This window comes from Micropruina sp., assembly GCF_047606365.1.
Taxonomy (GTDB): Bacteria; Actinomycetota; Actinomycetes; order Propionibacteriales; family Propionibacteriaceae; genus Micropruina.
The window spans coordinates 1-13932 of the sequence record NZ_JASGEN010000113.1; the positions used below are offsets into that span (position 1 = coordinate 1).

12 protein-coding genes are annotated in these 13932 nt (G+C 69.9%); 6 read left to right on the plus strand and 6 right to left on the minus strand.

Annotation, left to right across the window (positions count from 1 at the left end):
* A partial coding sequence (locus QM624_RS13450) for a hypothetical protein (protein ID WP_415092636.1) occupies positions 1-607 on the plus strand: 607 nt, incomplete at its 5' end.
* A 4-nt stretch (positions 608-611) separates the two neighbouring features.
* On the opposite strand, the gene QM624_RS13455 is transcribed toward QM624_RS13450, so the two are convergent.
* Complete coding sequence (locus tag QM624_RS13455; protein WP_415092638.1) at positions 612-1949, minus strand: dipeptidase; 1338 nt, start codon at positions 1947-1949, stop codon at positions 612-614.
* Positions 1950-2077: 128 nt separating this feature from the next.
* Here QM624_RS13455 and QM624_RS13460 point away from each other — a divergent pair, with 128 nt between their 5' ends.
* Positions 2078-2455, plus strand: coding sequence for a hypothetical protein (locus tag QM624_RS13460; RefSeq protein ID WP_415092640.1), 378 nt, complete (start codon positions 2078-2080; stop codon positions 2453-2455).
* A gap of 5 nt (positions 2456-2460) precedes the next feature.
* Here the strand turns inward: QM624_RS13460 and QM624_RS13465 are convergent, their stop codons facing one another.
* Positions 2461-3111: a TetR/AcrR family transcriptional regulator gene (locus QM624_RS13465; RefSeq protein WP_415092642.1), complete on the minus strand. Its 651-nt coding sequence runs from the start codon at positions 3109-3111 to the stop codon at positions 2461-2463.
* Positions 3112-3182: 71 nt separating this feature from the next.
* Between QM624_RS13465 and QM624_RS13470 the strand changes: the two genes are divergently transcribed.
* Positions 3183-3632: an ester cyclase gene (locus QM624_RS13470; RefSeq protein WP_415092644.1), complete on the plus strand. Its 450-nt coding sequence runs from the start codon at positions 3183-3185 to the stop codon at positions 3630-3632.
* Between the two features lie 4 nt (positions 3633-3636).
* Here the strand turns inward: QM624_RS13470 and QM624_RS13475 are convergent, their stop codons facing one another.
* On the minus strand, positions 3637-4398 hold the full coding sequence (locus QM624_RS13475; protein WP_415092646.1) for a hypothetical protein: 762 nt from the start codon (positions 4396-4398) through the stop codon (positions 3637-3639).
* Between the two features lie 82 nt (positions 4399-4480).
* Between QM624_RS13475 and QM624_RS13480 the strand changes: the two genes are divergently transcribed.
* From QM624_RS13480 to QM624_RS13490, 3 genes are all read left to right on the plus strand, one after another.
* Positions 4481-4804, plus strand: a complete 324-nt coding sequence (locus QM624_RS13480; RefSeq protein WP_415092648.1) for a rhodanese-like domain-containing protein — start codon at positions 4481-4483, stop codon at positions 4802-4804.
* Positions 4805-4826: 22 nt separating this feature from the next.
* The gene (locus tag QM624_RS13485) at positions 4827-6872 is read left to right on the plus strand and encodes a M3 family metallopeptidase (RefSeq protein WP_415092650.1); all 2046 of its coding nucleotides are present in this window, start codon (positions 4827-4829) and stop codon (positions 6870-6872) included.
* 164 nt (positions 6873-7036) lie between these two features.
* Positions 7037-10201 carry a tyrosinase family protein gene (locus QM624_RS13490; protein WP_415092652.1) on the plus strand — a complete coding sequence of 1055 codons (3165 nt, stop codon included), beginning with the start codon at positions 7037-7039 and terminating at the stop codon, positions 10199-10201.
* Between the two features lie 223 nt (positions 10202-10424).
* Here QM624_RS13490 and thrC read toward each other — a convergent pair whose 3' ends face one another.
* The 3 genes from thrC to QM624_RS13505 are packed head-to-tail and all read right to left on the minus strand — an operon-like array spanning position 10425 to position 13788.
* Positions 10425-11867, minus strand: coding sequence for a threonine synthase (gene thrC, locus QM624_RS13495; protein WP_415092654.1), 1443 nt, complete (start codon positions 11865-11867; stop codon positions 10425-10427).
* A 35-nt stretch (positions 11868-11902) separates the two neighbouring features.
* A complete protein-coding gene (locus QM624_RS13500; protein WP_415092657.1) occupies positions 11903-12562 on the minus strand; it encodes a response regulator in 660 nt (219 codons plus the stop codon).
* A complete protein-coding gene (locus QM624_RS13505; protein ID WP_415092659.1) occupies positions 12559-13788 on the minus strand; it encodes a sensor histidine kinase in 1230 nt (409 codons plus the stop codon). The genes QM624_RS13500 and QM624_RS13505 overlap by 4 nt, the downstream gene beginning before the upstream one ends.
* Positions 13789-13932 lie beyond the last annotated feature (144 nt).

Sequence of the window (13932 nt, forward strand, 5' to 3'; positions counted from 1 at the left end):
GCCGATGCCGCCGATGGCGCCGCCGACGACCGCATCGGTGCCGCGGCCGGGCGCGGCACCCCCGGGAGCGCCGGCGCAGGCAACCCGTCCGTACACCCAGGTGAACGCCCCGTCGCCGGCCGCCGCCCGCGCCATCGAGGCACTCCAGCCCCCCGGCTCGTGGTGGATCGCCGGCGTCCTGGTCGGCCTGATGGCGGCGATCCTGGCCGGCAGCATCGCGGCCAACCTGACCGGGCTGGCCACCGCGCAGTTGTTCAGCGGCCAGCCGAGCCGGTCGGCGACCACGTCGGCGAAGCCGTCATCCAGCCCGTCGAAGCGCACCAGCCCGACCGCCAAGACGACGTCCAGCTCACCCGACCCGGGCAAGGTGGTCGGCCTGGCCGCGGCGCTGGAGGGCGTCCGGTTCGCCCTGAACGCGCTGCCCGACAGCGACGCCAAGACCGAACTGCTCGACGACTGGAAGCTGGCCAGCGCGCGGATCGCGGCCGGCCAAACCCCCAAGGTCACCCTGGCCGCGTTCAACAAGGCCGTCCGGAACTCCGAACTCGGAGTCCTCGAACGCCAAGCGGTGCTGGCCGCGACCGGGCTGGTCGGCCAGCTGCTCTAGCCGGTCAGCCGGCCTCACCGGCCAGCCGGGCCAGCAGCAGTGCTTCGGCCTTGCAGGCCTTGGCGAAGTCACCCAGATGCAGCGACTCGTCGATGCCGTGCATCCGCGAATCGGGGTCGCACACCGCCGTGACCACGATCTCGGCGGCGGGGAACGCCTGCTGGAAGTCGGCCACCATGGGAATCGAACCACCCTGCCCGGTGAACACCGGCTCGACGCCCCACGCCTCGACGAACGCCGCCCGGGCCGCGTCGGCGAACGGGCCCTGGAACGGCACCGTGGTGCCGGAACCTTTGGTTCCATCGCTGACCCGTACCCGGGCGCCCCAGGGCGCATGCTGCTCCAGGTGGGTGGTCAGCGCGGCCAATGCCTGGCCGGGGTCGGCGTCCGGGGCGATCCGGACGCTCACCTTGGCCCGCGCCGACGGCGCCAGGGTGTTCGAGGCGTCGGCGACGCTGGTGGCGTCGATACCGATCACGGTGGCGGTCGGTTTGGTCCACAGCCGTCCGGCGATCGGCCCGTCGCCGAGCAGCCGGACGCCGTCCAGCATGCCGCTCTCGGCTCGCAGCCGGCTCTCGGGGTAGTCCAGTTCGGGGTCGGGCATCGCGCTCAGCCCCTCGATCGCCACATTGCCGTCGGCGTCGTGCAGGGTGGCCAGCAGCCGGCACAGCGCGGTCAGGGCGTCGGGGACGGCGCCGCCGTACTGCCCGGAATGCAGCGCGTGATCGAGGGTGGACACCTCGACCACGCAGTCGACCAGGCCGCGCAGTGTGGTGGTGAACGCCGGCTCGCCGACATTCCAGTTGCCGGAATCGGCGATCACGTAGGCGTCGGCGGCGAGCAGGTCACGATGCCCCTCGAGGATCGTCGCCAGCGACGCCGATCCGATCTCTTCCTCGCCCTCGACGAACAGCGTGACGCCCACCGGTGGCTTGCCGCCGAAGGCCCGCAACGCGGTCAGGTGCACCATCACACCCGCCTTGTCGTCGGCCACGCCGCGCCCGAACAGCCGTCCGTCGGCCTCGCGCACCCGGAACGGATCGGACGACGTCCACAAGGCGACGTCGCCGGTGGGTTGCACGTCATGATGCGCGTACAGGCACACCGTCGGGCTGCCGGCAGGGCCGGGGAAGTGGGCGATCACGGCGGGCTGACCGCCCTCGACGACGATCCGGACGTCGTCGCAGCCGAGCGCCCGGACCTGCGCCACGATCCATTCGGCGCTCTGCTGCACGTGGCCGGCATGGGCCGGCAGCGCGCTCACCGAGGGAATCGCGACCAGGGCGGTCAGGTCGTCGACAACGGAAGGGAGGAGGGCGTCCACGGCGTCGCTGACATTCATGGCGGCACCCTACTCGGCATCCCTGACACTTCCCGGAGTCACCCGGTGGGAGGTTGAACGCCGCTCCTGGGCGCGTCAGGCTGGACGCTCAACAGGTCACCGCAAGTGCGCACTCAGGAGCAACAGCCATGCCCAGCAACACCCGCATCACCCCGAACAAGGTCGGCAAGGTCGCGACCAAGGTGGCCACCGAAGCCGCCTACGTCATCACCGGGCTGGCCGACATCGTCGCCGGCACCGTCCAGGACGTCGTCAAGCAGAGCAGGCAGGGCTACACCGACCGCCGCGCTGCCGGGGATCGTCCGGTCGCCAACTACGCTCGGCAGGTGCCGCAGCAGATGAAGGGTTTCGTCGACGAGATCAAGGAGGCCTACGTCGGGCTCTCCACCCGTGGCCGCACGGTCTTCACGGAAGGCTTCTCCTCGACCGCGCACCGGCCGGCGCGTGCCACGGACGAGGCGTCCGGCCAGGCGGACCAGGACTACCAGCAGCCGCCGGCCAACTGAGCCGGCTACGAAGCGGCGGCCAGCGCGTCCAGGCCGTCGACCAGGGCCTCGGCGAGCCACGTCTGATAGGAATCCAGTTCCCAGCCGCAGCGCCGGATAAGTCGGTCGGCGATCTCGGGGGAGGTCAGCGTCCAGACCAGATCGACGGCCCGCTCGACGGTGACACCCCCACCCAGGCCGAAACGCTCCTGAATGTGCCGCACCACCCCGGTGTTGCCGAACCGGCGTTCGCGGTCGATGGTGGCCAGGAACGCGCTGAGTTCGGCATCCGAGCCCGCGCCTTCGGCGAGCACCACGCCGAGCAGTGGCCCGGTGCGCTCGATCAGCATTCGGGCGAACGCCGCGTAGGCGCGCAGCGTCTCGGGGGCGTCGTCGCGGGTGCGGACGTGGATCATTTCGGGCCGGTCGTTCATCGCGATCGGCTCGTCGTCGCCGGCCAGCAGCGTGTCGTAGACGGCCTTCAGCACCTCGGCCTTGCCGCCGAAGGTGTTGTAGATGGTCTGCGGGCTGACCTGTGCCGCGCGTGCCAGGGCCGCGATGGTGGTGCCGTGGTAGCCGGCCTGCAGAAAATGCTCACGGGCCGCTGCCAACACCTTCGCCCGGGTCAGCCGCGCGGCCTGGGTGCGCCGCGAATTGTCGTAGCCGCGTGTTGACATCACTCCCCATTCGTTGGATTCTTATTCCACTGGAATAGAGTTCCAGTGACACCGTATCGAGGGGGACCATGATGACCAGCACCACCATCGGGGCGAGTCGGACCAACGCGGCGCTGCCCGCCGCACGCGCCGTGTTCGCGGCGATCAATTCGGGCGATCTGAGTTGCCTGGACGCGGCGGTGACCGCCGACTTCGTCGATCACGGCTCGCCGTTCCCACTGCCGCCCGGACCTGAGGGGTATCGGCAGGTCCTCACCTACGTGACCCGGGTGCTCGCCCTGCGCTACGAGCTGATGGACGAGTTCGTCACCGACGACCGGATCGTCATCCGGGCGCTCGGTCACGGTGTGGCGGTGGCGCCGGTGCACGGCGAGCAGTTCGCCGGGCGTCCGTACACGATGCCGACGATCCACATCTATCGCACCGAGGGCGACCGGCTGGCCGAACATTGGGGCGTCCGGGACGAACTCGGTGTGCTGCAGCAGATCGGCGCGCTGCCGAAGCCGACGCCGCCGGTGTGAGCCGTCAGGCGGCCGGCGGCTGCCTGACGGCCAACTGCAGATCGAGGATCTTTCCGTCGGTCACCAACCGGTTGACCCAGACCGATTCCTGGTCGAGGCGGACGGTCCAGGAGTCCGGGAAGCAGCGTAGTTCGCGTACCGACGGCCACGGTATCCACCGGCTCCGGGCCCCCCGCAGCACCCAGAGGCCGCCATCGTCGACCCGGACCAGGAACGGGGGCTTGGGCCGAGCGCGCAACGCCGCATAGCCGCCGAGGACGCCGATCGCCGGTCCGATCAGATATTCGTACCAAGCCGCAGGTCCGGCCAGGGTGTTCGCGGTGAGGCTGATCGCGATCGGGATCAGGATGGCGGCGAGTGCGGTGAAGTGCGGTTGCGGGACCAGGGGCGAGCCGTGCCAGCTGACCGGTCCCACGGCTTCGGGCGGGTCGATCCGATGCCGCAGGAACACCTGAGCCACCAGGTAGAGCGTGGCGACCGCGAGCAGGCCGATCAGCCACGGGTCGACGATGGCTGCGGCGCGCGCGGATCGCTCGATCCCGGCCATCATGCTGCCGTAGCTCTCGGTTCGCGATCCGTTCACGCACAGGTCGCCGGGCCGCATCAGCTTGCCCTCGCAGACCGGCTTGCCCGGGCCGTGCACGAAGAGCATCCATAGGCCCACCGCGACGGGGAACGCGATCGACAGCAGACCCTTCCAGGTGACCAGGCGGTAGCCGCGGATGGCGACCCGTGGGTCGGTGAGTTGCTCCGATCTCGCCGTCATGACACTTCCTTTCCGCGGGGGATTCGCACGATAGCCAGGTCTGGGCTCACCGCCGGGACGGGCGGGTGCTTGGATAGGAGCCGTGGAGAACACCGAGATCACTGTCAACGAACTGCCCGACGACGCCGTCGTCCTCGACGTCCGTGAGCCGGGGGAATGGGCCGCCGGACGGGCCCGCAACGCGGTGCACATTCCGCTCGGCGAGGTGGTGGCCAGGCTGTCGGAGCTGCCCGTCGTCGAGGGTCCGCTGCCGGTGATCTGCCGTTCCGGCGCCCGTTCGGCGCAGGTGGTCGCCTATCTGCTGGCCAACGGCATCGATGCGGTGAACGTGGACGGCGGCACGCTGGCCTGGGCGCGGGCCGGCAAGCCGATGGTGGCCGATCGGGGCGAGCCGTACGTTGTCTGAGCCGGCTGCAAGGATGGGCGGCATGAGCCTCGATCCCGCCAATCCGTTCGCCCGGCCGTCCACGCTGCCCTACCAGCTGACGCCGTGGCGCGACGTCCGTGCCGAGCACTACCTGCCTGCGGTCGAGGCTGGCATCGCTGAGCGGCTGGACGAGTTGCGGGCCATCGCCGAGGTCGCCGATCCGCCGACGGTGACGAATGTGATCGACGCCTGGGAGCGGTCGGGGCAACTGCTGGGCCGGGCGCTGGGTGCGTTCTGGACCGTTCAGCCGGCCGACACCACCGACGAACTGGACGCCATCGACGCCACCATCTCGCCGATGATGGCCCGGCTCGGCGACGCCATCTACCAGGACCGTGCACTGTATGAGCGAGTAGTGGCGCTGAACGAACGGGTCGAGGCCGACGAGGTGGTCGCCGACGCCGCGGCCCGGTACTGGCTGGAAACCCATCTGCGCGACTTCGTCCGGGCCGGGGTGGGGCTGCCGGAGGCAGAGCAGGCCCGGCTGCGGGAACTGAACGAACGGCTGGCCGAGCTGACTTCGGCGTTCGGCCGGACGTCGCTGGCCGGCTCCAACGCCGCCGCCGTCCACGTCGTCGACGAGGCCGAGTTGGCCGGTGTGGCGGCGGCCACCGTGGCAGGCGCGCGGGCAGCGGCGCAGGTCCGCGGGCTGGACGGCTGGCTGCTGGAGCTCGACTCGTGCACGCCGCAGGGCGTTCTGTGCGAGATCGGCGACGCCGGGCTGCGCCGCCGACTCCACGAAGCGTCCGTGGGCAGGGGGTGGTCGGGTGAGCACGACACCCGTGCCCTCGTGGTCGAGATCGCCCGGCTGCGTGCCGAGCGCGCCGCCCTGCTCGGCTTCCCGCACCACGCCGAGTACGTGGCCGCGGACGCCTGCGCCACCACGTCCGAGGCGGTGCACGCGATGCTGCACCGGATGGTGCCGGCGGCCGTGGCGAACGCGCACACCGAAGCCGCCGACCTGCAGGAACTGCAAGATGAGGAACTGCAGCCCTGGGACTGGGAGTACCTGGCCGAGAAGCTGAAGGCCCGCCGATACAGCTTCGACTCGGCGCAACTAAGGCCCTATCTGGAACTGGAACGGGTGTTGCACGAGGGCGTCTTCGCGGCGGCCACCGCGCTGTTCGGGATCACCTTCGTCGAACGCGACGACCTGCCCGGCTACAACGACCAGGTGCGGGTCTTCGAGGTGTTCGACGGCAACGGCACCGGCCTCGGGCTGTTCGTCGCCGACCACTACACCCGGGCCGGCAAGCAGGGCGGCGCCTGGATGAACAACATCGTCGACCAGAACCATCTGCTCGGCCAGCAGCCGGTGGTGGTCAACAACCTCAACATCGTCAAGCCGCCGGCCGGGGAGCAGACGCTGCTGACCTGGGACGAGGTGCGCACCCTGTTCCACGAGTTCGGGCACGCGCTGCACGGGCTGCTCTCCGACGTCCGCTACCCGTCGCAGTCGGGCACCAACACCCCGCGCGATTTCGTCGAGTTCCCGTCCCAGGTGAACGAGATGTGGGCGCTCGACGCCGGACTGCTGCGCCGGTACGCCGTCCATCACCAGACCGGCGAGCCGATCCCGACGGCATGGATCGACGCGCTCACCCAGGCCGAGTTGTTCAACCAGGGCTGGGCCACCACCGAGATGCTCGGCGCCTCGCTGCTCGACCAGGCCTGGCATTCGACGCCGCTCGACGAGTTGCCGTCCGAACCTGACGAGGTGGCGCAGTTCGAGGCGAAAGCCCTGGCCGCGGCCGGGGTCGACTACCCGCTGGCACCGACCCGTTATCGGTCGACCTACTTCAAGCACATCTTCGAGGGCGGCTACGCGGCGGCGTACTACAGCTACCTGTGGTCCGAGGTGCTGGACGCCGACACCGGTGCCTGGTTCCTCGCCAACGGTGGGCTGACCAGCGAGAACGGACGGCGTTACCGCGAGCGCCTGCTGGCCCAGGGCGGTTCGATCGACGCCATGGACGCCTACCGCGACTTCCGCGGAGCCGACCCCGACATCACGCATCTGCTGAAACGGCGCGGCCTGATCGAGTGAATGGGCGGTGATTGGGCATCGTTGGTCGAGCTTGTCGAGACCTCTCCCTGCAACGGGTTTCGACAACTCCGCATTGATCAGCGCTTACGTACTTGTGCCACCTCCGAAACCGTGGTGGAACCGGCACTTCTCGGCGACAACCCGTCCCGAGAAGGAGCACTCCGATGCTGTGCCGCAAGAACGTCGCCGAACTCACCGCCGCCGAGAAGGCGGAACTGGTCCAGGCCTTCCTCGACCTGAAGGATCCAGCCAAATCACCCAGCCGAATACCCGCGGCCGCGACGGCGGTCAGTGCCGGCGGCGGGACGCCGAACCGCTACGACGACTACGTCTGGCTGCACAACACGGTCGGCTTCGGTGCCCATCGCGGTCCCGCGTTCGGTCCGTGGCACCGCGAGTTCCTGCACCAGCTCGAATACGACCTGCAGGTGGTCAGCGGCAATCATCACCTGACCATTCCGTACTGGGACTGGATCACCGCCCGCAGCTCGGCCGACGCCGGCTGGCCCTTCACCAATGACCTGCTCGGCGGCTTCGGCAACGCCGGACCCGGTCCGACGACGGGTTACGTCACGTCCGGGCCGTTCGCCGACCCGACCACCTGGCGAATGAACATCCGCCGCGGCGGCGACTCCGACCTGACCCTGAAGCGGTCCAACGGCATCCCGGCCGCGGGCGATCTACCCAGCCGGGCGGAAGCGTTGCGCGCCTTCGGCATCGCGGTGCCGAACGGACAGACCTGGCCGGACGTCTACGACGGTGCGCCCTGGAACGACACTTCGGCGCCGACGAACGCACAGGTGCTGGCGTCCTTCCGCAAATTCCTGGAACGCGTGCTGCACGACGGCGTCCACGTCTGGATCGGTGGCGGCTGGGAACTCAACCCGCAGGGCCAGCCCGGTGACGGCGGTCACATGACCTACCCGTCGGTGTCGGTGAACGACCCGGCCTTCTGGCTGCACCACTGCAACGTCGACCGGCTGTGGTCGATCTGGCAGCGCAAGCTCGGTGCGGCTTCGGAGTTCCAGCCGCAGGCGGGCGGCACCGCGAACGGCGGCCACAACGGTGGCGACACGATGGTCAACCTCGGCACGGCCGCCTGGTTCGCCGCGCCGATGTTCTCGACACCGAACGCCAACGAGGACCACCATGCGGTCGGCTACTGGTTCCACAGCGACCTGCCCGAGGTCAGCCTGGACACCCCGTCGGTGTCGTTCGGCTCGGTACCCGAACTGCTCACCACCTTCCATCCGGTGCAGTTCACCGTGCGCACCTGCCGCCAGGTCCGCTTCGAACTGACCGGGGTGACCGGTGCCGGCTTCAGCGCCCCGGCCGGGCAGGGCATCGTCACCGTCGAGCATGACGACCATGCCGAGACGGTCACTGCGAGCGTCTTCGTGCAGTTCCAGGCCAACGGTCCGATCGGCGTCCCACAAGCGGGGACGGCCAGCGTGCGGGCCTTCATCGTGGACGACGACGGCTACGACGCCGCCAACCCGGGCGACGAGTACACCCTGGGCAGCTGGGTGGTCGATCTATCCGCCACCCCGGTCGCCCGGCCCCGCGCCGCGGTCTCGCTGGTGCTGGACCGCTCCGGCTCGATGTGGGCGAACGCGGGCACAGCCGGCTCGCGCTACGACCTGCTCAAGGAGTCACTGGCAGTGATCCGCGACGTGATGCGGCCGATCGACGGCGTCGGGGTGGTCACCTTCGACGACCTGACCGCCGTCCTGGACGGGATCACCGAGATGGGTCCCGCGCCCACCACGCCCGGCTCCGGACGCGAGGTGCTCGACTCGGCGATCGCCTCACCCGAACTGGAGCCGCGCGGCCTGACCGGCATCGGCCAGGGCATGATCGAAGGTGCCGCGGTGCTGGACGCCGAGCGCACCGACCCCGCGACGCCCTACGAGCAGTTCGCGCTGTGCGTACTCACCGACGGCAACCAGAACCAGTCGCCGGGGGTCACCGACGCGTCAGTGCTGGCCGCCATCGCGCCCTACGCCGACCAGGTATACGCGATCGGCCTGGGCAGTCCGGGTGGGGTCAGCGACGCCGTGCTCACCTCGATCTCGCGGTACATGCTGATCACCGGCGACATGACCGCCGCCGAGCGCCGCTTCCGGCTGACCAAGTACTTCATCCAGATTCTGGCCGGGGTGACTGACACCGCGATCGTCGTCGACCCGCAGGGCGAGCTGGCGATCGGCAGCGAGCACACCGTGCCGTTCTTGCTCGGCGAACTCGATCACCAGGTCGACGTGATCGTGCTGTCGCCGCTGGCCCCGCTGCTCGAGGTGGTCCTGGTCGCTCCGGACGGCACCACCATCGACGGCTCGTCGGGCCTGGCCACCGTGGAGTACCAGGAGAACCTCGACGACGTGCTGTACCGGCTCACCCTGCCGGTGGATCCGCGGATCATGGCCGTCGGCGAGTGGAAGGCGGTGATCGGGCTGCCTCGGGACGCGATCAAGAAGCTCCGCGGCCGCGAGGATCTGCAGGTCCGGCTGGCCCAGCTGCGGGCCAGCGGCACCGTGCCGTACAGCATGATCGTGCAGAGCTACTCCGACGTGCACCTGGACGCCGAGATCGCGCCCTCCCTGGCCATCGCCGGCGACAAGTTCGAACTGCGGGCCACGCTGACCATGTTCGGGCAGCCGTTCACCGAGCGGGCGCGAGTGCTGGCCCGGGTCACCGATCCCGGTGGCGTCGAGACCCTGGTGGCGCTGCGCGGCGCCGGGGACGGCAGCTTCAGCGGCGCGTTCGCCACCGCCAAGCCGGGCGTCTACTCGGTGCGGTTCACCGCGACCGGCGGTGATCGGCGCACCGTCCAGTTCCAACGCGAGGAGCTGCGGACGGCCGTCGCCTACCGGGCCGAGATCCCGAAGTCGGACGGCCAACCCGAAGACGACAAGCGTCCGGATCGAGGCGACCTGGACAAGCAGAAGGAGCGCGCGGAAGAGCGCCGGAAGGAGGCCGAAGAGATGGGCAAGCACAAGGACCGCGGTGGACCGGTGGTGCGGCGCGGACCGGTGGTGCCGTCCGCCGACGAGCCGGGGCTGCTGTCACGTCCGGAAGCCGAGCCGATGGAGCCGCATGACCACGGGCAGGCGGAGGAACACGACGAGCACGGACATGAGCACCACGACCATGACTCGATGTTCTTCCAGCCGTGGCGGCTCGGTGCCGACGGCGAGGTGCACGAGGTGCCCCTCGACGAGATGACCCGGGACACCAGCGGTTTCGTCGACGGACGCGACCCCGGCGTCGGAACCGGCGGCGTCCAGCCGGCCCCGCACGACCACGACGGCGGTGGCCACCAACACTGAGTCCCTCATGGACGTCCCGTGTTCCAGGTTCTCCGCCGACCCGTCATCCCGGCGGACGCCGGGATCCCCGCACCAACCAGACTGCTCAGTGCGGGGATCCTCGGCGGGTCCGGAGGAACAGATCGGCATCACACCTCACACAGATGGATGTGCCAAACCTCAGCGGCGGAGATCCCGGCGCGCGTCGGGATGACGTCGCGGGCCGGAAGACGTCGTTACTCCGTCACGTGTGGTCGTCGATGATCCGCTTGAGCAGGTCGGCGTCCGCGGGGATGTCGGTGACCTGGCGGGGGAGGTCCTCAATGCCGACGAAGGCGTCCGGACGCGCGGGTTCGTGGCCCAGCGCCTCGACGATGGTGGCCGAGAACTTCACCGGGAGGGCGGTCTCGGTGGCGATGATCGGCCCGGGAACCGTGTCGCGCAGGTCGTGGGCCACCTTCACCGCGTCCGCGGTGTGCGGGTCGATCACCACGCCGTCGGCGGCGTCCACCGCGCGGATGGTGGCCAACCGGTCGGCGTGGGTCGAGGTGCCCGAGATGAAGCCGTAACGCTGCCGGATGCCGGCGAACTCCGGTGTCCCAGACAGGTCGAAGAAGCCCTGCTCGGGCAGCTGCCGGGTGAACAGTTCGGCGACCCGTGCGCCGTCGCGGCCCAGCAGGTCGTAGACGAAACGCTCGAAGTTGCTGGCCTTGGAGATGTCCATCGACGGGCTGGACGTCTCCTCGGCGCCGGCGCGGACCCGGTAGACGCCGGTGCGGAAGAACTCGTCCAGCACGTTGTTCTCGTTGGTCGCCAGGATCAGCGCGTCGACCGGCAGCCCCATCTCACGGGCCACATGGGCGGCGCAGATGTTGCCGAAATTGCCGGTCGGGACGGCGAACGACACCCGAGTCACGGCCTCGCCGGCGGCCTCCTGAGCGGTCGTCACCCGCAGGTAGGAGACGACGTAGTAGACCACCTGGGCCACCACCCGGCCCCAGTTGATCGAGTTGACCGCACCCAGGTTGTGCGCCGCCTTGAACGCGGCGTCACCCATCACCGTCTTGACCAGATCCTGGCAGTCGTCGAAGACGCCCTCGACGGCCAGGTTGACGATGTGCGGATCGTCCAGGCTGAACATCTGCGCCTGCTGGAAGGGACTCATCCGGCCCTGTGGCGACAGCATGAACACGGTGATGCCGCGCCGTCCGCGCATCGCGTACTCGGCGGCCGAACCGGTATCGCCCGAAGTCGCGCCCAGAATGGTCAGCGTCTGGTTGCGACGTCCCAGCTCGTACTCGAACAGCTGGCCGAGCAGCTGCATGGCCATGTCCTTGAACGCTGCGGTCGGGCCCTCGGAGAGCTTCGCCAGCCAGATGCCGTCCGACAGCGGTGCCACCGGGACGACCGGGTCGCCGAACACCTCGACGGCGTAGGCGCGTTCGCAGATCGCCCGCAGGTCGGCGTCCGGAATGTCGTCGACGAACAGCCGCAGCACCTCGAACGCCACCGCCGCGTAGCCCTCGGACGCCAGCAGCGAGCGCCACTGCGCCAGCGTCTCGGCGGTCAGCGTCGGGTAGTGCTCGGGCAGGTAGAGGCCGCCGTCCGGGGCGAGACCGTCGAGCAGGATGTCGCAGAACGGCAGCCCGGGAACGTCCGAACTCGATCGGGTGGAGACATAGCGCACCCGCCGAGCCTATCGGGCGCCCCGAGCGCTGGGGGCTAGCGGCGGACCAGGCCGGACTCGTAGGCGAGCAGCACCAGGCCGACCCGGTCGCGGCACTGCAGCTTGGAGAGCAGCCGGCCGATGTGGGTCTTCACGGTGCCCTCGGCCATGTACAGCCGGGAGGCGATCTCGGAGTTGGTGGCGCCCGCGGCGATCTCGATCAGCACCTCGCGCTCCCGGTCGGTGAGCACGTCGAGGCGGCGGTCGGCGCCCGGCGAGGCGGGCAGGGTCGGCACCACCTGGTCCAGCAGCCGGCGGGTTGCGGACGGCGCCATCACCGCTTCGCCGGCCGCCACGTTGCGGATCGCGTTCAGCAGGTCGGTCGGTCGGGCGTCCTTGAGAAGGAAGCCGGACGCCCCCGCCTTCAGCGCCGCGAACACGTACTCGTCGACATCGAAAGTGGTCAGCACCAGCACCTTCGTGCCCAGCCCGGCCCGGATGATCTGCCGGGTGGCCTCGACGCCGTCCATCACCGGCATCCGGATGTCCATCAGCACCACATCGGCCGGGTGTGCGGTCAACGCCTGGACGGCGGCGGCACCGTCGGCGGCCTCACCGACCACCGCGAGGTCGTCCTCGGCCTCGATCAGCATGCGGAAACCGCTGCGGACCAGGGCCTGGTCGTCGGCCAGGAAGACCCGGATCGTGGGGCTCATCGATGTACTCCTTGTCGGGGTTGGACGGGCAGCACGGCACGGACGACGAACCCGCCCAGGGCCAGCGGATGTGCTTCGAGCCGGCCGTCCATCGAGGTGACCCGCTCGGCCATGCCGCGCAGGCCGTGGCCGGGGGTGGTGTTCACCAGCTCGGGACCGGGACCGTTGTCCACGATCTCGACCATGATCTCGGTCGCCCCGTAGGCCAGCGTGACCACCGCGGTCGCGGTCGGGCCGGCGTGCTTGAGGAAGTTGGTCAGCGCCTCTTGCACCACCCGGTAGATGGTCAACTCCAGGGCGGGGGAGACCCGCGGCGGCTCGCCGTGCACCACCAGGGTGGCCCGGTCGGAAGCCCGGTGCACCAGATCGGGGATGTCGGCCAGGGAGGGGGCGGGCTCCCAGTCGGCACCGCGTCGCTCGGGCTCGGACCGCAGCACCCCGACGATCCGGCGCATCTCGCTGAGCGCTTCGCGTCCGGTGTCGGCGATGGTGTCCAGGGCGGCGACGGCGGCGTCCGGACGCTTGGTGGCGAGCGCTCGTCCACCCTCGGCCTGGACGATCATCACCGACAGCGAGTGGGCCACGATGTCGTGCAACTCGCGCGCGATGGTGGCCCGGGCCCGCGACTCGGCCAGCCGGGCCTGCTGCTCGCGTTCGGCCAACAGCAGCTGATAGCGCTCCTCGGCGGCGGCGATCCGGTCGGCGTGGGCGACTGTCGACTCGCGGACCCGGCGTCCGATCGCATACGGGGTGACGATCAGGCCCAGGCAGACGAACGCCGCCAGCACGAACAGCACGATGCCGCGGGCGCTGATGCTCAGCCCCTCGGTGGCCGTCGCCCAGCGCAGCGGACCGATCACCGACGCGAAGCCGCCGACCACCACCACCGACCGCGCCACCGGGCCATGCACCCAGCGAGCCACCGAATAGGCGACGATCGGCAGCACCACCAGCGTCGCGGTGAAGGTGTTGACCACGACCACCTGGGCGATGCCGGCCACCGTGCAGCCGGCCAGCATCAACAGCGGTGAGTGCCGGCGCAGCACCAGCGGCAGCACCATCATCGTCAGGGTCGCCAGCAGCAACGGACGCGGGATCGAGTTCCAGTAGGAATAGGGCGCGTACGGCAGCACCGTGACCATCATCATGGCGAGCGTGAGCATGCCGTCGAGCACCCAGTCGTGCCGGGTGGCACCGGGTGGGAAGAGCAGGTCACGCGGATCCATCGCCCCAAGAGTAGGCGTCCGGGCACGTCGGCCGGCTTCACCGGTGCCCGTGGTACGCGGGGACGGTTCTTTTCGTACCACCGCTGCCGTCGGCGCGTCCTGGGATCGACCTCCCGGAGTGGTGGTGGGCAGCTGTTGGATCAG

Bases quoted from the DNA above. Each gene is read 5' to 3' on its own strand.
- QM624_RS13465 (WP_415092642.1), bottom strand. From the start codon at position 3,111: ATGTCAACACGCGGCTACGACAATTCGCGGCGCACCCAGGCCGCGCGG.
- QM624_RS13460 (WP_415092640.1), top strand. From the start codon at position 2,078: ATGCCCAGCAACACCCGCATCACCCCGAACAAGGTCGGCAAGGTCGCG.
- QM624_RS13505 (WP_415092659.1), bottom strand. From the start codon at position 13,788: ATGGATCCGCGTGACCTGCTCTTCCCACCCGGTGCCACCCGGCACGAC.
- QM624_RS13490 (WP_415092652.1), top strand. From the start codon at position 7,037: ATGCTGTGCCGCAAGAACGTCGCCGAACTCACCGCCGCCGAGAAGGCG.
- QM624_RS13470 (WP_415092644.1), top strand. From the start codon at position 3,183: ATGACCAGCACCACCATCGGGGCGAGTCGGACCAACGCGGCGCTGCCC.
- QM624_RS13500 (WP_415092657.1), bottom strand. From the start codon at position 12,562: ATGAGCCCCACGATCCGGGTCTTCCTGGCCGACGACCAGGCCCTGGTC.
- QM624_RS13485 (WP_415092650.1), top strand. From the start codon at position 4,827: ATGAGCCTCGATCCCGCCAATCCGTTCGCCCGGCCGTCCACGCTGCCC.
- QM624_RS13475 (WP_415092646.1), bottom strand. From the start codon at position 4,398: ATGACGGCGAGATCGGAGCAACTCACCGACCCACGGGTCGCCATCCGC.
- QM624_RS13455 (WP_415092638.1), bottom strand. From the start codon at position 1,949: ATGAATGTCAGCGACGCCGTGGACGCCCTCCTCCCTTCCGTTGTCGAC.